This is a genomic window from Moorena sp. SIO3B2 (assembly GCF_010692525.1).
Lineage (GTDB): Bacteria > Cyanobacteriota > Cyanobacteriia > Cyanobacteriales > Coleofasciculaceae > Moorena > Moorena producens.
The window spans coordinates 1-24,585 of record NZ_JAAHHE010000085.1 but is presented as its reverse complement, the minus strand read 5'-3'; the positions used below and the strand labels follow the sequence as shown (position 1 = coordinate 24,585).

Annotated in this window: 19 protein-coding genes, 1 tRNA gene and 1 pseudogene; 13 read left to right on the top strand and 8 right to left on the bottom strand. The window is 44.0% G+C overall.

From position 1 onward, the window contains the following. Positions 1-521 precede the first annotated feature (521 nt). Together F6K38_RS18820 and F6K38_RS18815 are read left to right on the top strand one after the other, a co-directional pair. On the top strand, positions 522-1,094 hold the full coding sequence (locus F6K38_RS18820; RefSeq protein ID WP_287263817.1) for a Uma2 family endonuclease: 573 nt from the start codon (positions 522-524) through the stop codon (positions 1,092-1,094). A 516-nt stretch (positions 1,095-1,610) separates the two neighbouring features. Then, positions 1,611-3,446, top strand: a complete 1,836-nt coding sequence (locus F6K38_RS18815) for an aspartate kinase (protein WP_008184067.1) — start codon at positions 1,611-1,613, stop codon at positions 3,444-3,446. 109 nt (positions 3,447-3,555) lie between these two features. Here F6K38_RS18815 and F6K38_RS18810 read toward each other — a convergent pair whose 3' ends face one another. The 3 genes and pseudogenes from F6K38_RS18810 to F6K38_RS18800 all read right to left on the bottom strand — a co-directional run bounded on the left by F6K38_RS18810 (position 3,556) and on the right by F6K38_RS18800 (position 5,028). Then, the gene (locus tag F6K38_RS18810; RefSeq protein ID WP_044493128.1) at positions 3,556-3,741 is read right to left on the bottom strand and encodes a hypothetical protein; all 186 of its coding nucleotides are present in this window, start codon (positions 3,739-3,741) and stop codon (positions 3,556-3,558) included. Positions 3,742-3,849: 108 nt separating this feature from the next. After that, positions 3,850-4,374, bottom strand: a pseudogene (locus F6K38_RS18805) (ExbD/TolR family protein); the annotation flags it as partial. Between the two features lie 15 nt (positions 4,375-4,389). Next, a complete protein-coding gene (locus F6K38_RS18800; RefSeq protein WP_008184062.1) occupies positions 4,390-5,028 on the bottom strand; it encodes a MotA/TolQ/ExbB proton channel family protein in 639 nt (212 codons plus the stop codon). 770 nt (positions 5,029-5,798) lie between these two features. Between F6K38_RS18800 and F6K38_RS18795 the strand changes: the two genes are divergently transcribed. Further along, on the top strand, positions 5,799-6,095 hold the full coding sequence (locus F6K38_RS18795; protein ID WP_008184057.1) for a YkvA family protein: 297 nt from the start codon (positions 5,799-5,801) through the stop codon (positions 6,093-6,095). Here the strand turns inward: F6K38_RS18795 and F6K38_RS18790 are convergent. Both F6K38_RS18790 and F6K38_RS18785 read right to left on the bottom strand, forming a co-directional pair. After that, a complete protein-coding gene (locus F6K38_RS18790) occupies positions 6,092-6,376 on the bottom strand; it encodes a hypothetical protein (RefSeq protein WP_287357129.1) in 285 nt (94 codons plus the stop codon). The two genes, F6K38_RS18795 and F6K38_RS18790, sit on opposite strands and share 4 nt — an antisense overlap. Positions 6,377-6,386: 10 nt before the next feature. After that, positions 6,387-6,459, bottom strand: a tRNA-His gene (locus F6K38_RS18785). A 238-nt stretch (positions 6,460-6,697) separates the two neighbouring features. Here F6K38_RS18785 and F6K38_RS18780 point away from each other — a divergent pair. The 4 genes from F6K38_RS18780 (at position 6,698) to F6K38_RS18765 (ending at position 10,067) form a co-directional block, all read left to right on the top strand. Further along, on the top strand, positions 6,698-7,084 hold the full coding sequence (locus F6K38_RS18780; protein ID WP_287357126.1) for a DUF4359 domain-containing protein: 387 nt from the start codon (positions 6,698-6,700) through the stop codon (positions 7,082-7,084). Positions 7,085-7,097: 13 nt separating this feature from the next. Further along, on the top strand, positions 7,098-7,967 hold the full coding sequence (locus tag F6K38_RS18775; protein ID WP_071102890.1) for a sugar kinase: 870 nt from the start codon (positions 7,098-7,100) through the stop codon (positions 7,965-7,967). An 87-nt stretch (positions 7,968-8,054) separates the two neighbouring features. Next, positions 8,055-9,104: a YheT family hydrolase gene (locus F6K38_RS18770; RefSeq protein WP_287357123.1), complete on the top strand. Its 1,050-nt coding sequence runs from the start codon at positions 8,055-8,057 to the stop codon at positions 9,102-9,104. A gap of 60 nt (positions 9,105-9,164) precedes the next feature. Continuing rightward, positions 9,165-10,067 carry a ChaN family lipoprotein gene (locus tag F6K38_RS18765; protein ID WP_287296741.1) on the top strand — a complete coding sequence of 301 codons (903 nt, stop codon included), beginning with the start codon at positions 9,165-9,167 and terminating at the stop codon, positions 10,065-10,067. A 360-nt stretch (positions 10,068-10,427) separates the two neighbouring features. Here F6K38_RS18765 and F6K38_RS18760 read toward each other — a convergent pair whose 3' ends face one another. Next, positions 10,428-11,255, bottom strand: coding sequence for an inositol monophosphatase family protein (locus F6K38_RS18760; protein ID WP_044493139.1), 828 nt, complete (start codon positions 11,253-11,255; stop codon positions 10,428-10,430). A gap of 236 nt (positions 11,256-11,491) precedes the next feature. On the opposite strand from F6K38_RS18760, the gene ccmS reads away from it, so the two are divergent. Further along, the gene (gene ccmS, locus F6K38_RS18755; protein ID WP_008184040.1) at positions 11,492-11,920 is read left to right on the top strand and encodes a beta-carboxysome assembly chaperone CcmS; all 429 of its coding nucleotides are present in this window, start codon (positions 11,492-11,494) and stop codon (positions 11,918-11,920) included. 409 nt (positions 11,921-12,329) lie between these two features. Here the strand turns inward: ccmS and F6K38_RS18750 are convergent, their stop codons facing one another. Together F6K38_RS18750 and F6K38_RS18745 are read right to left on the bottom strand one after the other, a co-directional pair. After that, the gene (locus tag F6K38_RS18750) at positions 12,330-12,620 is read right to left on the bottom strand and encodes a cupin domain-containing protein (protein ID WP_287357121.1); all 291 of its coding nucleotides are present in this window, start codon (positions 12,618-12,620) and stop codon (positions 12,330-12,332) included. Between the two features lie 272 nt (positions 12,621-12,892). Continuing rightward, the gene (locus F6K38_RS18745) at positions 12,893-13,510 is read right to left on the bottom strand and encodes a vWA domain-containing protein (RefSeq protein ID WP_287357119.1); all 618 of its coding nucleotides are present in this window, start codon (positions 13,508-13,510) and stop codon (positions 12,893-12,895) included. A 601-nt stretch (positions 13,511-14,111) separates the two neighbouring features. Here F6K38_RS18745 and F6K38_RS18740 point away from each other — a divergent pair. The 5 genes from F6K38_RS18740 to F6K38_RS18720 form a co-directional block, all read left to right on the top strand. After that, positions 14,112-14,519 carry a fatty acyl-AMP ligase gene (locus tag F6K38_RS18740; protein WP_161603162.1) on the top strand — a complete coding sequence of 136 codons (408 nt, stop codon included), beginning with the start codon at positions 14,112-14,114 and terminating at the stop codon, positions 14,517-14,519. 102 nt (positions 14,520-14,621) lie between these two features. Next, the gene (locus tag F6K38_RS18735) at positions 14,622-16,403 is read left to right on the top strand and encodes a fatty acyl-AMP ligase (protein WP_287357118.1); all 1,782 of its coding nucleotides are present in this window, start codon (positions 14,622-14,624) and stop codon (positions 16,401-16,403) included. Between the two features lie 182 nt (positions 16,404-16,585). After that, entirely contained in the window at positions 16,586-17,551 is a 966-nt protein-coding gene (locus F6K38_RS18730) for an acyl-CoA desaturase (protein WP_202799201.1), read from the top strand. A gap of 136 nt (positions 17,552-17,687) precedes the next feature. Then, entirely contained in the window at positions 17,688-17,990 is a 303-nt protein-coding gene (locus F6K38_RS18725) for an acyl carrier protein (protein ID WP_008184030.1), read from the top strand. Between the two features lie 435 nt (positions 17,991-18,425). Beyond that, positions 18,426-24,585: type I polyketide synthase (locus F6K38_RS18720; protein ID WP_287357116.1), on the top strand; the 6,160-nt coding region annotated here is incomplete at its 3' end.

Below are 24,585 nucleotides of genomic sequence, written 5' to 3'. Positions count from 1 at the left end.
AGGAGGAGTATTATGCACAACAGCAGAGGTCATAGTTTTAGACATAGTGGTGGTATTTCCTACTCAAATTTAACGCCTATCGCTAAGGTATCGTTGAAACTTGCTAAAAAACCCAGCCGTTGGTTCTGTATTTTTTGACCAAACTATGGTAATGCGCTACGCGCAAGGCAAGAGGCACCCACCCCTAACCCCTCCCAGGAGGGGAAGGCAAGAGGCAAGAGGCACCCACCCCTAACCCCTCCCAGGAGGGGAAGGCAAGAGGCAAGAGGCAAGAGGCAAGAGCGAAAAAATCCTGTGTACCTCATTAGGGGAAAAACAGCTATAGCTTTTCTATTAGTAGTCAGTTTTTTAGGGCAACATCGGAATAGTTATTGATCACTGGGAATCAAAAACGCGATCGCTAAAACAATTCTATAGCGTTAGTTATTTTTATAAAATACACTTAGGTTTCTACTCCCAACTCCCTACTCCCAACTCTCTACTCCCTACTCCCTACTCCCTACTCCCTTCCCTAAACAATCATGACTACCTTAACCCTTGATCTCCAATCAATTAACCTTACCGACGAGCAATTTTTCCAGCTTTGTCAAGACAACGACGATTTTAAATTTGAACGCAATGCTAATGGAGATTTAATTATTATGTCACCCACTGGCGGCAGCACAGGAAATCGCAATGGTAGATTAAACCAACAGTTGTTTAACTGGAGTGATTCCGATGGAACTGGCATTGCTTTCGATTCCTCCACTGGTTTTAAACTCCCCAATGGTGCCGACCGTTCCCCCGATGCATCTTGGATACCATTACAAAGCTGGAATAGTTTAACTCCTCAACAGCAAGAGAAATTTCTACCTCTATGCCCTGACTTTGTGATTGAATTACGTTCTCCCAGTGATAGCTTGACAGCAATTCGAAAAAAAATGGAAGAATACCGAGACAATGGCACTCGTCTAGGTTGGTTGATTAATCGTAAAGACCGACAAGTGGAAATTTATCGACCAAGTAAAGACGTTGAAGTGTTAGAGTCTCCCAGTAGTTTATCGGGAGAAGAGGTTTTGCCTGGTTTTGTGCTGTATCTTGAGTTAATTTGGTGAAGGTTTATAAGCAGTCAGCGGTCAGCGGTCAGTAGTCAGCTCAGATATCTGGCTTTAAAGCTGTATGGTCTTTTTTTTTCTGTCCAATAAAACTCCGGATTTCTTTTGCATTTTGCCTCTTGCCTCTTGCCTTTTTCGGCAATCGATGAATTGACAACCCAGAGCCAAAAGCTGATTGCTGAAAGCTGATTGCTTCCCTAAAAACAAGAGACTGAAAAAATTTTTTTTGTTGACAATTATTGACGATTCTGTTAGCGTATCCAGGGAATTACGATGTAAGCAGTCAGCAGTAAGCGGTCAGCCGTCAGTGGTCAGCCGTCAGCCATCAGCCGTCAGCCTTTAGCTGAAAGCACCTCAAGTAGCACCTCAAGTAGCGCATAAGCTGATAACTGTTCGCGTAGCGTGCGCGTAGCGCTTAAACTGATAGCTGATAGCTGATAGCTGATAGCTTACATTACGATTAACTCAATCCTGGAAACGGGAGTCAAACAAAGAAATAAATAGTGGAATAAGCTTATGTCGCTAGTTGTCCAAAAATACGGTGGTACCTCGGTGGGCTCTGTGGAACGCATACAAGCCGTTGCCCAGCGAATTCTCAAAACAGTCCAACAAAACAATTCCGTGGTAGTGGTGGTCTCGGCTATGGGTAAGACTACCGATGGTTTGGTACAACTAGCGAAAGCCATCTCCCCTAATCCGTGTCGTCGGGAAATGGATATGCTGCTATCCACCGGTGAGCAAGTGTCAATTGCTCTATTATCCATGGCTCTACAGGAATTAGGGCAACCGGCTATTTCCCTAACTGGCGCTCAAGTAGGTATTGTAACAGAAGCTAAACACAGTAGCGCTAGGATTCTGCAAATCGAAACCCAGCGGTTGGAGCGGTGTTTAAACGAGGGGAAAGTTGTAGTCGTTGCTGGTTTCCAGGGCATCACCAGCACTGATGAATTAGAAATCACTACCCTAGGTCGGGGTGGCTCTGATACCTCAGCCGTAGCCCTAGCCGCATCACTGGGGGCATCTCGGTGTGAAATTTATACCGATGTACCGGGGATATTAACCACTGACCCCCGGATCGTACCGGATGCTCAACTGATGCCGGAAATTACCGCTGATGAAATGCTGGAATTAGCTAGCTTAGGGGCAAAAGTCCTCCATCCCCGTGCCGTAGAAATTGCTCGCAACTATGGCTTAACCTTAGTAGTCCTATCCAGCTGGAGCGATGAGCCTGGCACTAGAGTAATTTCCCCAAGCTCTCCCCCCCGTTCCTTAGAGGGATTAGAAATTGCTCGACCAGTCAATACCGTAGAATATGACACCGACCAGGCAAAAATAGCCCTATTACGAGTGCCCGATTCCCCTGGTGTAGCAGCACGGTTGTTTGGTGAAATTGCAGTTCAAGACCTAGATGTGGATTTGATTATCCAGTCAATTCACGAACAGAATACTAATGATATTGCCTTTACCGTCAATACCGCTATTATCAATCGAGCTGAAGCAGTAGCCGAAGCCATTGCTCCCGCCCTGCGTCGCCAAACCACCCCCGATACCCAAGAAGCAGAAGTGATGGTCGGTAGGGATATTGCTAAAGTCTCGATCACTGGGGCAGGGATGATTGGACGTCCTGGGGTTGCAGCTCAGATGTTCCAGGCTTTAGCCGATGCTGGTGTCAACATTGAGATGATTTCCACCTCCGAAATCAAAGTCAGCTGTGTGATTGATGCTGTCGAATGCGATCGCGCGATCGCGGCCTTGTGTAACTGTTTCGATATCAACAATACCCCCATTCATCTACCCATTCCCCCTGAAGCAGGAAATAGTGACCACTCAAGGGAGATCACCCATCCCCCGGTTCGAGGTGTAGCCCTAGACATCAACCAAGCCCGTCTAGCCATTCGCCAAATTCCCGATCGTCCAGGCATGGCAGCCAAGATATTTGGAACCTTGGCAGAGCACAATATTAGTATTGATATGATTATCCAGTCCCAACGCTGTCGAATCATTAATGGAATTGCCACCAGGGATCTTGCCTTCACAGTACCTCAAGCCGAAGCAGAAATGGCTCAGAAAGCCCTACAACAGATGGCACCAGTGATTGGGTGTAGCGAAATTCTCCTGGATGCCGATATTGCCAAAGTAAGTATTGTCGGTGCTGGCATGGTTGGACAACCAGGGATCGCAGCACAGATGTTTGCCGCCCTAGGTTCGGAACAAATCAATATTCAAATGATTGCCACCTCAGAAATTAAGATTAGCTGTGTTGTTGCCCAAGACCAAGGAGTGCGAGCATTGCAAGCTATTCATAAAGCCTTTGGTCTTGCTGGAAGCCAAAAAATTGAGGTTCCAGCTTAGGAATCTAGAACGGGAAGAGTGTGGGGAGTGTGGGAATATAGGGGAGTGTGGGAAGATAGGGAAGTGTGGGAATATAGGGGAGTGTGGCGAGAGAAGTAGTTTTCAATAATTAGGTATAGTTAAAGACATAGTCTTGATCCAAACCGCGAGTGGTTTGATTTCTGTGTGGGTCACCTGTGTCAGTACCTTGAAAGCCTCGTGGAAAATAGGGATCCCCCCTAACCCCCCTTAACAAGGGGGGGACACAACCGTTGCTGATCTGACTCCCTGACTCCCCATCCCCCCATCTCCCCATCTCCCCATCTCCCCACACTTCCCAGACTTCTCAAAAACCTTATTTCTTATTGGTAGATCCAGGCAAGAACTTTAATATGTCATTAATCGAATCGGAGGAGTTTTTTCCAGGGGAGTTGAAGTTAGGGACACCTGTTCCCGATGGTAGGGAAGGAATAAAGTCAATGGATTGACCTGAGGATCCCGGTAGAGTAGCTAGGGCTACGCGATCGCCTCCCACTTGTCGTAGCACATCCAATACCTGAACGACCTCGTTGTAACTGGCCTCCTTGGAAGCATAAAGCGCCATCAACCCATAAGGATTAGTTTGACGATATGCTTGCAGTTTCTTTTTGAACTGCTCTTGAGTTACCACTGGCTCTTGTTCAACGTAGAGTTGACCAAACTCATTAAGGCTAACCATTAAGATTTGCCGTCCTTGAGCCTTAGCAGTACTTGCCTTAGGCAAATCCACGCTCAGGGCTTGCTGGCGAGATAAGGTAACAGCTGCCAAAATGAAAAAGGTCAGAATACAAAAAATCACATCAATCAGGGGAACAATCTCAACCCGAACCTCTTCCGGCGAGCTATCCATTCGCAGTCTTAGAGGACGGATTGCCATCGGGGAACTAGCTGAATCCTTTTTTTTATTCATAGATATGTCCTTGGACTAAGAGCTTTCTTCTTGTTGTAACCAATATTGTCGATAAAGCAATTCCAACTCGCTTCCGGCTTTGCGGAACACTTTAACTTGGTTAAACCAAAAAGCCTGAAATAGTCTATAGAAGGCCAGACTGATAATCGCCACAATCAAACCTGTAGCTGTGCTAATCAGTGATTCTCCAATCCCCTGAGTCACCCCATCGGTGGAAGCTGTTCCAAGGTCACTAATGCGAATGGAACCCAATGAATTAATCAAGCCCAACACTGTACCGAGTAATCCCAACAATGGTGCTAGAGCAATCACAGCTTCCAGGAGTTTGTCCCCCCGTCGCATAGCAGCTAATTCATCATCCGCAGCCGACTCTAGAGCCAGCCGGAATACTTCTGGGTCAGGATTATTCAGTCGTAAAGGAGCATACAAATATCTACCGATGGGTTGTCGGCGTGACTCTAGGGCAATCTGTCTAGCAACATGCCAGCTACCAGCTGCTGCCTCTAGAACACGATTAACAATTATGCCTTCCCTCAACGCTATAGTTGCCCAAAACCAAATCCGTTCAAAGATTGTACCCATAGTCAGGATCGATAGAGCCAACAGAGGCCACATGGCGATCCCACCTTTTGCAATAAGTTCGACAATATCCACGACTTGCCCTTACTTCCAAATAACTCAGTGGTCTATCAATCTTCTATTGATTTTCAACCACTTACCAAGAAACTGATCCTATTCTCCACGAGTTAACTGATTAGGTCAGGAAATTTACACTTGGACTTTAGCACATCCGGTACAGAGTGTCTTAGCTAGTCCAGGCAGTGTCGGGAGTGTGGGGGGAGATGGGGAGATGGGGAGATGGGGAGATGGGGAGATAGGGAAGAATTTCATTTCCATGGGGCTAAGGTCTGATCACCATAACCAAGTTCCATATTAGGGAAAGCCTCAATTTTTGGTTTCAGCTACCTAAGTCCTAAAATTTCTAATTCTAGTAAAAACTCTAATCAAACGGGTGGTTATCCCCATAGTCGGTTTCTGGAAGAATCTGGCACTATAAATAGTAGCTATAGAGTATTGAGCTGTTGTTTGGTACCTCAGAGCCGGATATTTCCCCAGTCCGGTCTATAGGCAAAACCGCTTGTGCGGTTGCTTCGCTCTCCGGAGAAATCTTAAAAAGAGGTGCGACCCAAGGCCGCGAGGGATTGCTCGCGGCCTTGGAGGCGCGCACCTATCTGGCCCTTGGGGATAACGAGTTTGGCTGGTCTCGGCTGATTAGCATTTAAAACCAGTCCTTTCTTGATGCAGTCGCTCATGGGGGGAACCCCCGCGTGAAGGCGCTGCATCGCTTAAACCATTAGTTGGAGGTGTGGCTTTCTTACCCACGTAACTTGCTATGGGATGAGGTATTCAGCCGCAAATATTTGATGAACAATCCAATTCAATCTTTTTACAACTGGTATCGCAACACTATCCGCCATTCCAAGTACCGGTGGTGGATCATCTTGGGGACCCTAGTTTACTTTCTTAGCCCCATTGATATTTCCCCAGACTTTATTCCCATCCTTGGGCAAATTGATGATATCGCAGTTATAACCCTGCTGGTTTCGGAGCTGTCTCAGTGGCTAATTGACTTTGCCAAAACCCGCCAAAGCGAAAAAATTGCCAATGACACTCAAGACCCTGAAGTCAAGACTGTGGATGTAGACTCTATTGGTGTCTAGTCAAGGGTCTTGAAAGGGTTAACGCAGAAGTGATTATGTGAATTTACTTCTGCATTTTTTTGGCATTGCTGAATCTTCGCGCTGAATAGGAGTAGAGTGGGCATTCTGCCCGCCTGGGAATTGAAACGGGCAAGATGCCCGTTCCACACCAAGATGCCCGAAAGTTGAAACAGGCAAGATGCCCGCCTGGGAATTGAAACGGGCAAGATGCCCATTCCACAGCAGGATCCCCGTTCTACCAAGATGCCGGAAAGTTGAAACAGCCAAGATGCCCATTCCACGGACTTTTAGGGCGAACGACGGGACTCGAACCCGCGAGTGGTGGAACCACAATCCACTGCCTTAACCACTTGGCTACGCTCGCCATAATCTTACCGTTGTTGATTATAGCATCTTATTTGTGGGTTTATCAACAATCTATGAAATTTTGATGGGTTTATGCTGATTCCGTCAGTTCTGAAGTTTGCTGACAATTGCTGCAATTGTCTTGCCCTGAGGGACTTCCATCAAACATGCAAGACGTTACCAGTATTTTGCAGTTAATCTGGAACTCGAAGGCTTAATAGCCATCTTAATATACAATATACCGTTAAAAAATTCAGATGAAGATTTCACAGGTTGTCACCGCTTTTGGCACGATGGTGCTGGCGGTGGTGGGAGGCTCAATGGTGGTGACCAATCCTGGACAAGCTACCTATGAAGATTATGCGGTTGAGCAACTGAGCAAGTATCTAAAAGAAGAAGTTTGTCCCCAAGCACCGGAAACCCTAGGCAGTTTCCTGCGCCGTCAGTGTACCATCCTGGTGGATACAGGGCGACCTCAAATTAAGCAAGTTGTTGCCCAGAGCACAAAGCGAGAAAATTTTCTGCTCTTTAGTATTTACCGCACTGACCTGGATGTTAGTACGCTGATCCCTGCATACTCTTTTGAAACTGTGGGCATCTGCCAACAATTTTACCTTTACAAGGCTGATGAAAAATCATACTAAGGGTAGTTGTTAGATGGCGAGTACTGGTATTTTTGTGGGGATGGTTACCTTAGACCTGGTATACCTCAGCACCAAGCTACCAAGCAGCAATGAAAAAATAACTGCCTCTGACTATACGGTAGCGGCTGGGGGACCAGGGACGAATGCAGCAGTAACGTTTAGCTATCTGGGGAATCTAGCTAAAATTATAGGTGTGGTGGGAATTAATCCGATTACTCAGCTAATTCGCAGCGATTTGACCAGTCATGGCGTAATCATCGCTGACCTTGATCCAGCTAACCCCCAACCGCCACCAGTATCTTCTATCATTGTTACGGAATCCACAGGCGATCGCGCAGTTATTTCGATTAATGCTACTAAAATCCAAGCCAGCAGTACACAAATACCTCAGGATTTAGACTTGATGGTGGATGTAGTGCTCATTGATGGTCATCAGATGGTGGTTAGTAATGCGATCGCAAAATTTGCCAAAACTCATCATATCCCTGTAGTCATCGATGGGGGTAGCTGGAAGCCAGGATTTGAAACAATTTTGCCCTACGTTGATTACGCAATTTGCTCAGCCAATTTCTATCCACCAGGGTGCTGTGGTCAACAAGAGGTGATGGCTTATCTCCTAGACGCTGGGATTCCTCACATTGCCATTACCCAAGGAGAAAAACCAATTCAGTATCGCAGCTTAGGAGTGTCCGGTGAAGTACCCGTACCCCAGATTCAAGCAGTAGATACTTTGGGAGCTGGGGATGTGTTTCACGGTGCCTTCTGTCACTATATTCTACAGAAAGAGTTTACTGATGCCCTAGGCGCAGCAGCAAAGGTAGCTACCAATTCCTGTCAGTTTTTTGGGACTCGTCGGTGGATGGAAAAAGATATCGAAAATTAGAGCAATAAATTTTTGTCTGCCCACACCGATGGGGAACTAGAACGGCTTATACTCCTATCTGTAATCTACAAATAGCTACGAAACCTGATGCAAGACTACCAAGCTCCCTGGTACCTAAGAAATGGCTTATTTCAAAGTATTGCTACGACTTACTGGTACGGCACGACCTGGAGTTGGTGGGGGGAAAAAGTACCTTGGCTTTCCCATTTGCCCCTGATTCCCTGGCAGGAACACATATTTACTGGTGCGGATCAGGTACCGTTGCGCGGATTGTGGAGTTGTCCTGACAATGCCAAAGGGACCCTGATTGTTAACTATGCCCTTACAGGGGATGTCGATAGTGGTTGGTATAGTCGTACCCTTGCTCGTAAAGCCTACAGTAATGGTTGGGCAGTGTTAATTTATGATTGGCGCAGTAACGGACGCAGTGCACAACTATCCCCAGTCCCATCTTCTGACGGTTGGCGAGAAGGGGAAGATCAGTTGCAGCTAGCCATGGAATTAGTAAAGATGGGTTGCCCAGAACCTGTCGGTTTGGTGGGCTTTTCCATGGGGGGACAGTTGGCATTGTGGGGACTTAAGGCCGCAGTTGAAAACAATTGTTCTCTGGTCAGGTTTGGAGCAGTTTTGGCTCCTAATCTGGAATCGAATCGCTCCATAGATTATTTGCTATCTACGCCAATGGGACGTTTGATCGAAAAGAGGTTCACTCATAAACTCAGGAAAATAGCTCAACAACGGTTAGAAAACTTTCCTGAGGCTGTTAAACCTGGTGTAGTGGAGTGCATTAACTCAATGCGGAGCTTTGACCACTATATGGTGATTGATTACTACGGGTTTGCTAGCGTTAATGAATACTATCAGAAGACTAGTGGACTTTACCTGTTGGACAGCTTAGCTTTGCCCTATTTGATCATCTATGCTGCGGATGACCCGATTTTTGACCCTACTATTATTCCAGAATTGGAAGAGCGAACGAGTAGTAATCCCTATGCCAACTTGATTTTAACTCCCCAAGGGGGTCATGTGGCTCACATTAGTACAGGCAAAGGTGATGTGGATGAATTTTGGGCTTTGAATCGGCTTTTGGAATTTTGTGATAGTAAATCAATTCCTGGCAATCCTGAATCACGTTAAGCTAAACATGACCAGTAAACATAACCAGTTGGATTTTTGAGTAGCTATTATCACTTTTATATGGGCACAATTACCAAAGTCGTTGTTTATTCCCTAGGAATTTTCTTTCTCTGTACTACCCCAGTTTTTGCTCAACATAAACAACATAATAGTTCAACTGCCACTAGCCAGCAACAACAGATAGAAACGGTTAATTTAGTATCCCTACCGGAGGTATTACCGGAATGGAAAAAAGCCCGGGTTATCTATTTAGGAGAAACTCACAATAGCACAAAAGATCATGAGGCGCAGTTAGCGATTATTCAAGCACTAACCCGTGAAAATTCCAAAATTGCGATCGCAATGGAAATGTTCCAGCGCCCAGCTCAAGATATCCTGGATCAATACCTAGCCGGGGAAATCACAGAAGCTGAGTTGGTTAAGCAAAGTGAGTATGAACAACGCTGGGGCTTTCCTTGGGAATATTATGCTCCCCTAGTACGGTTTGCTAAAACCAATCAACTGCCTGTGTTAGCCTTAAATACACCCACTGAGGTCACTCGTAAAGTAGCCCGTAGCGGTTTAGAGAGTTTAACCTCTGCTGAGCAGGAACATATTCCGCCACTATCGGAAATTCGTACAGATAATGCTGATTACCGCAATCTGATTCAAGGATTTTACCAACAACATCACCACGCCGGTCATAGCAATAGTCTCAACTTCGACAATTTTTTCACTGCCCAAGTGTTATGGGATGAAACCATGGCAGAGAAGATTGCTTTGTTTGCCCAAGCTAACCCAGATTATCAAGTAGTAGTGATTGCTGGGCAAGGTCATATTATCTATGACTACGGTATACCCAGTCGGGTTGCTCGACGATTCAATCATCAGTTGGAACAAATTTCCGTTTTGTTGGGTGCTCAGCCAGAGAAACTGGCAGGAGAAAATGCGATCGCAGATTATTTATGGGAACATCCCTTTTGAATTAAGAATGTAGAATGTAGAATGTAGAATTTAGAATTTAGAATGTAGAATTGGGAATTTAGAATTTAGAATTTAGAATTTAGAATGTAGAATTGGGAATTTAGAATTTAGAATTTAGAATTGGGAATTTAGAACTTATAATTCTACATTTGGCCTTATACATTCTGCCTTATACATTCTACATTCTGCCTTATACATTCTACATTCTGCCTTATACATTCTACATTTGGCCTTCTTAATTCTACATTCTACATTTGGCCTTATACATTCTACATTCTTAATTCTACATTCTTAATTCTACATTCTACATTCTACATTCTTAATTCTACATTCTTAATTCTACATTCTTAATTCTACATTCTACATTCTACTTGCCTTATCCCCAAGAAACTCTACCAAGGGCTTAAACACACTCACTAATTCCGGACGTGCTGCAACTAGAGTTGGAAACGACCGCTGACCGTAATCTTGGCCTACTTCTAGGGGGAAAATTGTCTGAGAATCTAGGGGTACCCAAACTGCCCCAGCTGCGTGAATAATCACCCAAGCTCCAGCAAAATCCCAAATTTTCGGGGTGGCTTCCACTCCTCCTAAGGTGACACCGTTGGCAGTGGCGAGAAAGTTGTAACTGGCAACCCCTAGCATCCGAATTTTGCAGGGGAAGGGTTGCTTCATTACTGAGGTACTACGGGCGCACAGGTTGAAAAAGTGGTTTTGGCTAGGGGAATCCTGGCTGCTGTGGATGGGGCGTCCATTGAGAAAAGCACCGTTTTCGACACCTTTTAGCTCCGATTTCCCAAGCCAAAAACCATGAAAAGATTGCTGGACAGGAGCAAAATGAATGTAACCAAACACTGGAGTTCCCTGATACAACAAGCCTAAGGAAACCCCCCACAGGGGAATTCCTCTAGTAAAGTTGGTGGTGCCATCAAGAGGGTCAATAATCCAGCACCATTCAGACTCAGGAAATTGGTGGGATGCTTCTTCACTCAGTACGCCGTGGCTGGGGAAATGAGATGCGATCGCATCTCTAATTTCTTGATCTGCCCACCTGTCCGCCTGGGTCACTAACGTACCATCGGCTTTTTCGGACCCTTGTACCTGACCAAAGTCCCGGAGGTGCCGATTACCGACACGGTTTGTGGTGTCCTTGGCAAAGTTGAGAATATCTGTCCAAAAATCATTCATATCAAGTCCGGTGGTGCGCGGTACCGGAAATGATATCATGGTGCAGCTGTCTAGTAAAAACCACCCATCTGCCTTAGTTTCTTGGGTTAGTTTTTGGTTTGTGTCGCTCTAGACAATCGGGATGTGAGTATAGCGTTTTCCATAGTTATGAGGTACACAGGATTTTTTCCCTGCTCCCTACTAACTGCTAACTAAAACCCATAACGAAAGTACCTCACCCAATTGATAAATAATATATGGACTTATTCGGTAGTAATCGGCAAGACTTAGCAATAAACAAGTGGCAACATCAGTTAGATAAGTTTGTTAAAGCCAATCAAAAAGAATTAGCTGCACTGGCTTGGGGGCTATTTCTGGAAAAAGGAGAAACTGATGAAACCCTCGGACTTGATATGAAACCGAAGCCACATTTTGTTTACTGTCCTAGGGCAGCAATAGAAACCCTAAATCGTCAGGTTAATAACCAAATTCAGGAAATTTTGGGAGTGGTGGATGCTCATAAACCTGAGCAGGAAGTTCTGATTATTGGTATTGGTAATGGACAGTTGAAACTGATTCAATTTGAACCTGAACTTTCACCACCGGAGTGCTTTATAGAAGTTGGGAAAGATGTCGATCAATTATTAGAAGAATTAGAGAAGCAGATGAGTGAAACAATAAAGTAGGCATATAGAGTAGGGATATAAATTCCGGTTAATCACTTCGTTTTTATTACCCCTACTCCCTAAAATCCTGGATCAAAGCCCCTCAAAATTCTGGCGTTGCTGATTATGGGTATGGTTTTGCCCCCCTAGGGTGTGTTTTCAAACTCGGAGATCCCCCGTTGGTCCCCCTTAAAAAAGGGGGACTTTGAGTATGGCTCCCCCCTTTTTTAAGGGGGGCTGGGGGGGATCATAATCTTGCGGAAAACTTTGAAAACACGCCCTAGCCCCCCAAGCGAGGGATTGCTCGCTTGGGGGGAACAAAACTCTTAAAGTCCCCCAAGCGAGGGATTGCTCGCTTGGGGGATTTAGGGGGCTTTAACTTTCACCAGATAATCGCGCATTCATTCCTTAATTCAGCAACGCCAAAATTCTAGCCAAATTGATAGTGCTTTCTAACATTAGATATAATCTTCCAGGTGCAAGACATTCCAGCTGGGAAGGTTACTAAATCTCCTTTGGCAATTTGAACTGGTTCACCCCCATCTGGGGTGACAACTACTTCACCCTCTAGTAAGTAACAAGTTTCCTGTTCATCGTAAGTCCAGGGAAATTCCGAAACTTCCTTTGTCCAAATTGGCCAATCTGAAACACCCAAGTTATCAAGATGGTCTTGGCTAGGACGTTCAATCAGAATCTTATTGATATTGGTCGGTGTAGACATAGTTTTTGGAACTTAACCGAGTTCAGTGGTAAGGATTCATTTTCATGAGAGCTATCAGCTTATGCGCTACGCGCACGCTACAGATGGTGCTATCAGCTATCAGCGTGTCGCGTATCAGCTTTGGGCCTGTGGCCAGGCTACTGGAGGTGCTTTTTAAGAAAATAAGCTGAAAGCTCAAGGCTGAAAGCTCAAGGCTGACGGCTGACGGCTGACCGCTGACGGCTGACGGCTGATAGCTGACGGCTGACCGCTGACGGCTGAATACTTACATCCTAATCATATAGGGCATCGAGCAAAAACTTAGTAATCTGACTTTCCTCCATAGCTGACAAAAGCTTAGTGTCGGCAATGTCTAACTTAGCGCCCGCAGCATGTAAATCATCATCTAAGGCAGTTAGAAAACCACGAGTAATGGGGTCTTCCCCCACTTGGGCAAACATCACACCCAGTTCTTCCTGAGAATCCATCTTCTTAGTTGCTGCCACTAGCAATTTGACTACAGCCATCCGTGGCTTTGGTTCACTATCAAGGATGACGATAATAATATCACCGTTTGCTTTTGTCTGCTGGCGGGATTTACGGCTAAAGTGGTCATCAAGTGCAACTTTGAGCGGCTCAACCACATTGATGCTGTCTGAACCATAGGGCTGCTCAAACAGGTCAACTAATGCCTGACTAGTGGTGTTGTCATATTTTTGATAGGGAGTAGATGCAATATAAATAGTGAGTCCATCTGGATCAAGTTCCTCACATTTCTTTGCCAAGGCGATAATAGACTCCTGAGCTAGCAACCACTGCTTGTCCAGTCCAGGCAGGGTTCCAAAATTTTTAGAGGCATTTCTTGCCAGAATTATGGTGTAGTCTCGGTTTTGCAATAGGTCTTGAGACACAGTTATCCTCTGATCTCCATTAGCATCTTATCCTAAGTTTTCCCAGAAATCCTGATCAGATCCAATCAGGAGTTGGGAGAGTCTGGTTGAAAATGTTATTTTTCTATAGCTTTTTCTATAGCTAAGGAGTCCCAGACAAGTAAAGTGGACTGTTAAGAGTTGGAAACTTTGGGTCTCGGAATAGGGAACAGCAACGGTTTGAGCAACTTCAAGTTTCTTAACACAGTTCAAAAAAAAAAAAATTAATAGCGTTTATATTAGTAATGAGATATAGAGCATTTTTTCCCTACTCTCTACTTCCTACTCCCTAAAACCTAGGACGAAAGTACCTTAATCAATGGATTACTGCTAGTGAGTACTCCTAGATGTCAGAGTACTTAGGTTTTATATATCTATAGGTGGGACGAGAGTCAAGCAGAATTTATTTACGATTAGGGTTGACAGGTTATTTTTTTCGTGCTAAATTTCTCATGGTGCCGAATTTCGTTGCCTCTCAAGGCTCAGAAACCTAAGTACACCTAAGTAAAGTTAAAACAGTAAAAAACTGTTGAAACGGAGCAAGTAAGCGTTGAAAAACGCTATCTACCAAGGAGGTTGAAACTTGAAAAATATCAGATTTTCAGACCTTGACGAGAAGTTTGACAATCTGGTAGAGTTGTGGCGCTTGAGAGCCCATTCTCAGCCTGAACAAATCCCTTATACCTTCAAGGAAAAAGGGGAAAAAGAAACTGCTCGTATCACCTATGAGGTATTAGAGCAACGCTCAAGGGCGTACGCCTGTCAGTTGCCGTCTCTGGGGGCAACGGGGGAACGAGCAATGCTCGCTAGTAGTACCACCAGGTATAGACTTCATTGCTGCTTTGTTTGGGTGCTTGTATGCTGGCGTAATTGCAGTGCCCACATATCCACCACCCCGACGCAGTCAAAATCTGTCTCGGTGGTTAGCGTACGCATACCTATGCAGAGGAAAGCACTAGAACAAAACCAAGTAATACCAGTCTGTAGCTAGGTTACAGGTGTCCGTAAGGTTATAGGTTGTGGTCAGCCATGGTTAGACCAGAAAATTGCGTACGTTATTGGCAAACAATAGTGGTGAATCCAAATTGAGTATATGAAAAATGAGCAAGAATTTTCTACTTTAATTGACCTTCTTCAATATCGCTCCCACTATCAATCTGCTCGAAAAGCTTACAGTTTCCTACAGAATGGGGAAAAAGAGGTAAATAGCCTAAGTTACAAAGAATTAGATGAAAAAGCCAGGGCAATTGCTGTAGAACTTCAAAAACAAGTAGATAGGAATGAAAGGGCTTTACTCCTATATCCACAGGGACTAGAATTTATCGCCGCCTTATTTGGGTGTTTGTATGCAGGAGTGGTTGCCATTCCGGCACCACCACCAGACCCAATTAGACTGAAGCGGACACTACCTAGGCTTGAAGCAATTGTCTTTGATGCCCAAGCTTCGGTAATACTTACTGATTTTTCCAAGTATTCCCAACTCAAAGAATCCACTTCTCAGTTGTCTTCAGAATTCAAAAGGATCAAATGGATAGTTAGCGATAAAATTCCTATTTCGCTATCACAAAAATGGCAAAAACCAGATCTAAATGGCGATACTCTGGCTTATCTTCAATACACATCCGGCTCCACTTCAACACCAAAGGGTGTGATGCTAACCCACAAAAATTTAATACACCACTGTAGTTACATAAAAGAAGCTTGGGGTTATACATCAGACAGTATCGCCACAACGTGGGTTCCCCATTTTCACGATTATGGACTCGTTGATGGACTAATCCAACCGCTATATTCCGGTATTCCTTGCTATGTGATGTCGCCCATCGCGTTCTATATGCGACCCATTCGTTGGCTACAGACAATTTCACGCTACCGAGTTACCCATAGTCAAGGACCAAATTTTGCCTACGAACATTGCCTAAGAAGAACCACAGCAGAACAAAGGGCGAATTTAGACCTAAGTAGTTGGCGTACAGCTAGCAACGGAGCCGAGCCAGTTCGCCAAGAAACAGTGGAAAATTTTATTGCCACTTTTGAACCATTTGGTTTCCGTAGGGATGCTCTTTATCCAGCTTATGGACTAGCGGAAGCAACTTTGTTGGTTTCGACTAAAAAACATGGGGAAAAAGCCAGGGTGTTGACCTTAGCAGCAGAAGCCCTAGAAAAAAATAAAATTGTAGTAGTATCACCAGCAGACAAAGATCAGGTAGTACGATTTGTAGTTAGCTGTGGACCTCCCATTGGTGGGATGAAAGTGGCGATCGTTAATCGAAACACTTTGAGAAAATGTCAACCAGATCAGGTAGGAGAGATTTGGGTCTGCGATCCTAGTATGGCTGTAGGATACTGGCATAGGTTAGAAGAGACAGAAAAGACTTTTCATGCAAACCTTGCCGAAAGTGGTGAAGGGCCATTTATGCGCACAGGGGATTTAGGATTTTTGAAAGATGGTGAACTATTTATTACAGGGCGTATCAAAGACGTGATTATTATTCGTGGTCGCAACCATTATCCCCAAGATATTGAATTGACCGTGGAAAAAAGTCACCCATCACTGCGTTCTAGTCATGGAGCAGCATTGGCAGTGGAGATTAAGGGAGAAGAACGTTTAATAGTGGTTCAGGAGGTGGAGCGTAGTTACCAAAAGACACTAGATCTAAATGAGGTAGTGGGAAATATTAGAGAGGCAGTTACAGACGAACATGATCTACAGGTGTATTCTGTAGTATTAATAAAAGCTGGGAGCATTCCTAAAACATCAAGTGGTAAAATACAACGCTCTGCTTGCCGAGTTAAGTTTTTGGAAGGAACATTAGACCAGTTGGAAGCCAGGGGAAAAGTGGCAAGTAAAAGACAAGCAGCGGTCTCCACTTAAATGGAGGTAGTTTTGATGGGTTGATTTGATAAAGATTGATGATATAATTTGATGGAATTTACCGAGATACCGCCAATTATGTAACCGGGAAAATTAGGCCCTAGATCCTTAGTATTAAACAGGTGTTATGGCCTTGGAAAAAATGAAAAAATTTAGAAAATGGTAACCAAGGAGACAGTTTGATGTCAATTCCAATGGATGTGACCAAAGAATCTTTTAAACCAGCCAAAACTCAAAAGTCAAAAACTATATTAAATGACTACATAAAAGGTCTCCAGACCAAACACTTTCTGTTGTACAATGTCATTCCAGCAATCGGAACAGTAATAGCGATCGCTTTACTATGGTGGTACCCGATCAGTAGCGTGGAAATAGGACTACTAATAGGAATGTGGGCATTGAGTATGATTGGGATGAGTTTGGGACTACATCGCTACTTTGCCCATCGTGCTTTTAAAACCAGCGAGACGATGAGAGTCATTTTAGCAATTCTAGGTTGTATGGGCGCTCAAGGACCTGTAGTCTCCTGGGTAGCAGTGCATCGTCGCCATCACGAGTACAGCGACCTGCCTGGTGATCCCCATTCCCCAAATCCCGAATTACTAGGGGAAGGAATATTTGGGAAATTACGAGGTCTGTGGCACGCCCATGTGGGTTGGCTAACAAACCACGAGTATCCTAACCCGATGTATTATGCGCCAGAATTGATGCGAGACAAAACCATTAGCAAGATTAATCGCCATTATGTAGTGTGGATAGTTTTGGGTCTGCTAATGCCAACTATTTTAGGAGGAATTATTCATGGCTCTTGGATAGGGGCTGTGGAAGGTCTTCTGTGGGGTGGATTTGTAAGGATGTTTGTGGTAGATAACTCCATTTTAAGTATCAATTCATTTTCTCATGCTTTTGGGACTCATCCTTTCGATAGTAAAGACCAGAGTCGGAACAATATTTGGGTGGCTATTCCTACTTTTGGAGAATCCTGGCAGAATAATCACCATACTTTTGAAAATTCGGCAGCGATCGGGTTAAAATGGTGGCAAATAGATTTAGGTTACTGCCTAATTTGGTTATTGGAAAAATTAGGTTTAGTTTGGGATGTGAAGTTGCCAAGCGCCAAAATGCTCGAAGCTAAGAAGTTAGCTTGATTGTTCAGAAGAAATAAAAATAGGAAACCTGAACAAGATTAGGAGGTGTAACTATCATTAATTGGTGAGAGCTGATGATAGTTACACGTATCGTCAATAATTTCAGTAAAATCTAGTAACTCCCCATCAATAAATTATGGAAAACTTAACCGTAGAGACCGAAAACCTGACTAGTGTAGATAATGGAAGTATAGAGAATAAGAATCAACCCACAGTAGATGAGGTTCAGGAGTGGTTGATTTCTTATCTGTCACAACTATTAGATCTAGAAATTGAAGAAATATCGACAAGTACTTCTTTTAATCGTTACGGTCTAGATTCTTCAGCCTCAATATCTTTAACAAGCGATTTCGGGGATTGGCTATCAAAAGAAATAGACCCAACAATTCTGTATAGTTACCCCACAATAGAAGCTATGGCAGAGCACTTTGGTGCATAATATTTGTTGAAATTCACTGGTGATTGCTGAGAGGATATCTGAAAAGTTTTTTGATCCTGAATTTTGCCCCCCTGACCCCCCAACTTTGGGGGAAACAAGAGTCAATTTGCTTCTAAAAGTCCCCCAGAGGGGGACCAACGGGGGCTTGGATGTAGCAAATGAGACTTCTCAGACAACCTCTGAGGGATATCTGATATATTCCTCAGCCATAGTGTAGCCAATAAATAGTTTGTCAGTAAATCACCTCTAACTGTATTAGATTAGTAATACAGTTTTTAATAAAACTTAATATTAAGTCTGAACAAAAAATCAAATAATTAGTTAAAATAATTTTGGGGGATACATAGAGCTATAAACCAAAACTAAATTTTAAACAAATAATTTTAAAATAATTTATGTAAATAACAAATTCGAGAAGAAAATAGTTAAATCCCAATGAATAAAGAACCAATAGCAATAATAGGAATGGGATGTCGTTTCCCAGGAGCTAAAAATCCCGAAGAATTCTGGGAATTACTGTGTAATGGTATAGACGCAATTACCGAAGTGCCAGCTTCTCGGTGGGATAACGAATTATTTTATGACGCCGACATCTCCAAGCCAGGGAAAACGAACAGTCGGTGGGGTGGCTTTCTAGAGCAAGTAGATCGATTTGACCCGAATTTTTTTGGTATTTCTCCCCGAGAAACCCAAACAATGGATCCCCAACAACGGCTATTGCTGGAACTAGCTTGGGAAGCTTTAGAAGACGCTGGACAACCACCAGAAGAATTGGCAGGTACACCCACAGGGGTATTCATGGGGGTATCAAGCTTCGACTACTACGAACTCATCGCCCAAAATCCCAGTAACTTTAGTACCTATACAGGCACAGGTAACTTAAATTGTATTAACGCCAATCGCCTCTCATACTTTTTCGACTTCCATGGACCGAGCATGGCCATAGATACTGCCTGTTCTTCATCCCTGGTAGCAGTACACTTAGCTTGTCAAAGCCTGTGGAGTGGAGAATCTAGCCTAGCTTTGGTGGGAGGCGTACATATGGTGACATCGCCGTGGATGTCAGTAGCCTATGCCCAAGGAGGATTTATGGCTGCTGACGGTAGGTGTAAAACCTTTGATGCCAAAGCTGATGGTTATGTCCGCAGTGAGGGTGCAGGGTTAGTGATACTGAAACCACTATCTCAAGCCCTGGCTAACAGAGACCGCATCTATGCCTTAGTCAAGGGAAGCGCAGTTAACCAAGATGGATACAGCAACGGGCTAACAGCCCCCAATCCTTTGGCACAGGAAGCGGTGTTACGGGCAGCGTACAAAAATGCAGGAGTTTCACCAGGTCAGGTTCAGTATATAGAAGCCCACGGCACAGGGACAAAACTCGGAGACCCAATGGAGATGAAAGCCCTAGGAGCAGTGCTTTCTGTTGGCCGTGCTCCTGGTGACTACTGTGCAGTCGGTTCAGCTAAAACCAATATCGGACATTTAGAAGCACCAGCAGGTATTGCCGGATTAATTAAAGTAGCACTGTCACTTCACTATCGCCAGATTCCACCAAGTCTACATTTCACTGAGCCGAATCCTTATATCAAGTTTGACGAAATACCATTGCGAGTACAGGAAACTCTCACACCTTGGCCAGAAAAGTCAATGCCAGCGTACGCAGGTGTGAGTTCCTTTGGTTTTGGTGGCACTAACTCCCATGTGGTGTTGGCAGAAGTGGAGAACAAGGAACTCTTAATAGGGAACCCACCCCCAACCCCTCCCAAGGAGGGGAGCACGGAAGAAGAACGGTTAGAACGTCCAGTGCATCTGCTCACGCTCTCAGCGAAAACGGAAGAAGCTCTAGAGCAGTTAGTCACCGGTTATGAGCACCACTTGAAAAAACATTCAGAATTGGCCATAGGAGATGTTTGTTATACAGCCAATGTGGGGCGTACGCATTTCAAATATCGCCTCGCTGTTGTCACCAAATCAACAGAGCAGTTACAGGAACAATTAAAGGCTACCGCAGAAAGAGAGGAAACACCAGGAGTTTTCAAGGGTCAAAAGATTGGTCGCAAGCGTCCTAAAGTCGCCTTCCTTTTCACCGGTCAAGGTTCCCAGTATGTAAATATGGGACGGCAATTGTATGAAAGTCAACCTACTTTTCGTCAAGGGTTAGATCAATGTGATGAAATCCTACGTCCGTATTTGGAACATCCGCTTTTAGAAGTACTTTATCCTCAGGATGCACAAAACTTAGGTTCTTCTCTACTAGACCAAACTGCTTATACCCAACCGGCTCTGTTTGCTATTGAATATGCCCTCGCCAAGTTATGGTTTTCTTGGGGAATCAAACCCAAGGTGGTGATGGGGCATAGTGTGGGAGAATATGTGGCAGCTTGTGTGGCAGGAGTTTTCAGTCTAGAAGATGGTTTGAAGTTAATTTCTATGCGGGGGCGGTTAATGCAGCAGTTGCCTCCGGGTGGAGAAATGGTATCTTTGTTGGCATCAGAGTCTGTGGTAAAGGAGGCGATCGCGGACTATAGTTCCCAAGAGGGGTTGCACAAGCCCGCTGTCAGCATTGCTGCCATCAATGGGCCAGAAAGTATCGTGATTTCTGGTGAGAGTGAAGCGATCGCAGCTATTTGCAGTAAGTTAGAAGCTCTGGGAGTAAAGACAAAACCGCTACAGGTTTCCCATGCTTTCCATTCTCCTTTGATGGAGCCAATGTTGGCAGAATTTGAGGCAGTAGCCAAACAAGTAACCTACAATCAACCCAAAATACCACTAATATCAAATATCACTGGTGAAAAAGTAGGTGCGGAAATTGCTACTGCTGAATATTGGGTTAGTCATGTGCGACAACCAGTGAGATTTGCCCAGAGTATGAAAACTCTAAATGAGCAAGGATATGAATTGTTCCTAGAAATTGGACCAAAACCAATATTGTTAGGTATGGGGCGTCAATGTGTACCAGAGGATGTGGGAGTATGGTTGCCGTCATTGCGTCCGGGAGTAGAAGAATGGCAACAGATATTGGAGAGTTTAGGGCAGTTGTATGTGAAAGGTTTGAAGGTAGATTGGTCAGGATTTGAGAAAGATTATGCTGGTCAGAAAGTTGCATTGCCTACTTATCCCTTTCAGAGACAACGATATTGGATAGATATAGATAACACAAATCATAAAAGCATATTTTTGTCAAGAGCTAAAGGTTTTCATCCCTTACTAGGTGAACGCTTCTACTCTGCAATTCAGCAGCAACAAATCCAGTTTGAATCCCAACTGAGTGCTTCTGAACCAGCCTACTTGAAACACTATCGGGTATTTGAGCAGGTGATATTTCCTGCTGCTGGTTATATAGAGATGGTATTAGCTGCTGGTGCAACTCTATTCAAGTCCTCAAAACTGGTGCTAGAAGACTTAGTAATTCAAAGTGCATTAGTTTTACATCAAGAGAAACTCAAGGCAGTTCAAACAGTTTTATCCCCATGGGAAAATGGAACGTACCAATTTCAAATTTTCAGTGGAGATCAACAAGACAATCAGCAACAGCCTATTTGGACACTCCACACAGAAGGAAAGCTTAGAGAGCAGCAAATAGATAGTGAACCTACTGTCGCGAACTTAGAAGCCTTGAAAGAAACTTTTCCTCAACAGATAGAAGTTAAAGACCTTTACCAAAAATTTCACGCTCAAGGTATTGACTACGGTGTCAGTTTCCAATGTCTTAAGCAGTTGTGGCGTGGGGAAGGCCAAGCTATGGGGGAAATTCAGTTGCCAGAAGAACTCCTAAGAGATTTGACAAACTACCAACTACATCCAGCACTTTTAGATGTCGGTATGCAGGTGATTGCTGCTGCCATCGGGGAAGAGGAAAGTCAGACTACCTATATGCCAGTAGTAATCGAACACTTGACGGTATACCGTCGTCCCGATCCCAATCTGTGGGCCATGGCATCTGTAGCAATACCATTAAAAGACAACAAAGACAGTTTAAGTGGTAAAATTACTCTCTTGAGTAGCAAAGGAGAGACAATTGCTATAATCGAAGGCTTGCAACTAAAACAAGTTACAAGGGAAGCTTTGCTGGGGAGGGAAGCAGATGAACTCAGGAATTGGTTATATGAAATAGAATGGCGATCGCAACCTCGTTTTGGTCGGCAATTACCACCAGAATACATATTGAGTCCAACAGCAATAGACCTGAAACTGCATCCTTTAGTATCTGAATTGGTCTCAGAGATTGACTTAAATAGCTACAGTCAATTCTTAAGTCAGTTAGAAACGTTGAGCATTGATTATATTATCCAGGCATTTTTAGAAATGAGCTGGTTATTTCCAGAAGGAGAAATTTTTTCTAGTAAATCTCTAGCGGAAAAATTAGAAGTTGCATCCCAACATAGACGACTGTTTAACCGTCTGTTAGAGATACTGGCAGAAGTAGAAATTATCAAAGGTACAACAGAGGGTTGGGAAGTAATTAAAACTCCAGAGAAAACTAATCCCCAGGTAAAAAACCAGGCATTGCAGAATCAATACCCTCAAGGCAAGCCAGAACTTACCTTACTAGAGCGTTGTGGCTCTCAACTGAGTGCCGTATTAAGAGGAACAGCAGACCCACTACAGCTAGTTTTCCCAGAAGGAGATTTAACCACAGCTACCCAACTCTATGAGGAATCATCTGAAGCGCAAGTAATGAATACCCTAGTCCAGCAAGGGATATCAACTGCCTTAGAAAAGTTACCTAAAGACAGAGGAGTAAGGTTATTAGAAATTGGTGCTGGCACTGGAGGAACGACAAGCTTTATTCTACCTCACCTAAATCCCCAGCAAACAGAATATGTATTCACGGACCTGGGTACTTTGTTTACCAGCAAAGCCCAAGAAAAATTTCGGGATTACCCGTTTGTACGCTATCAACAGCTAGATATAGAAAAAGACCCAACAGCTCAGGGGTTTGAATCTCATCAGTATGATGTGATTGTAGCAGCGAATGTACTGCACGCCACCACATCTTTGCGTCAGACGTTAGAAAATGTCCGACAACTGCTAGCCCCAGGAGGAATCTTGGTATTATTGGAAGTAACATCTTGTCAAAGATGGCTAGATTTAGTATTTGGACTTTTAGAAGGATGGTGGAGATTTGAAGACTCTGATTTACGACCTAACTATCCTCTACTAGAGAACTATCAATGGCAGCAAATCCTAAAAGACAGTGATTTTCCTGAAGTAGTTGTTTTACCAGGGGTAGAGGAAAATAACCAAGAAGTATTTCCGCAGAGTGTAATTATTGCTCAAGCTTCACCAACCCAATCATCCAAAGATTTATCCAAACCCCAAGAAGGTTGGTTGATTTTTGCAGATAGACAAGGGGTTGGTGAAAATCTGGCAAGTCAAATGCGATCGCGAGGAGAAATCTGCACTTTGGTTAAACCTGGGCCAGAATATCAACAGGTAGCTCCAGAAGAATTTACGATTAACCCGGAAAACCCTGAAGATTTTCAAACACTGATTTCCCAGTTAGTAACGCACTCAGGGAACTTACATGGAGTGATTCAATGCTGGAGCTTAGAAACACCAGAAGGTGATTTTACTACAGAAGAACTAACCTCAGCATCCCAGATTGGATGTGGTAGTACCTTGTCGTTAGTGCAGGCATTAGTCAAGACTGAATTATCCCCATCTCCTCACCTTTGGTTAGTTACTCAAGGGGCACAAGCAGTACCAGATAATAATCCTGTTGTGCCAGGCGTGGCCCAATCGTCTTTGTGGGGAATGGGAAAGACCATTGCTTCAGAACACCCTGAACTAAAGTGTGTGCGTATAGATTTAGACCCACAGCAAACCGCTAAGGAGCAAGCAAAAATGCTCATGTCGGAAATATTGTCAGAGTCTAGAGAAGATGAAGTAGCATTCCGGCAGGAAAATCGTTATGTGGCAAGGTTAGTGCCCTCTCGCCACACCCAAAAGACTATGGACAAACCCTTAACTGTTCGTAAAGATGCTACATACTTAATTGCAGGTGGACTAGGGGGTGTGGGCTTACTTGTGGCTCATTGGTTGGTCGAAAAGGGCGCGAGGCATTTGGTGTTGATTGGACGTAGTGGAGTTAAGGAAACTACCAAAAGTCAGTTGCAGGAGTTAGAACAAGCTGGTGCTCAGGTAATGGTGGTGCAAGCAGATATATCTAATTTGGAATCACTAACTAAGGTTTGGTCTGAAATTGAACAAAATATGCCACCCTTGAAAGGGGTCATTAACAGTGCTGGAGTTGTAGATAATACCCTACTTGAATCTCATCATTGGCAAAGATTTGTTAAAGTTATGACTCCTAAGGTCCAAGGGTCTTGGAATCTCCATCTGCTTACTCAAAATCAATATTTAGACTTTTTTATGCTATTTTCATCTATGGCCTATTTTTTGGGAATAGAAGGTGCAGCTAATTATGCTGCTGCTAATGCCTTTCAGCATACTTTGGCTTACTATCGAAAATCCCTAGAATTGCCAGCAATAACTATTAACTGGGGTGCTATATTAGGAATTGGTTTGGAATCTCAGTTGAAAGGAATTGAGAAGTTTCAAAACCAAGGAAGAGGAATTGATCCAATTCTAC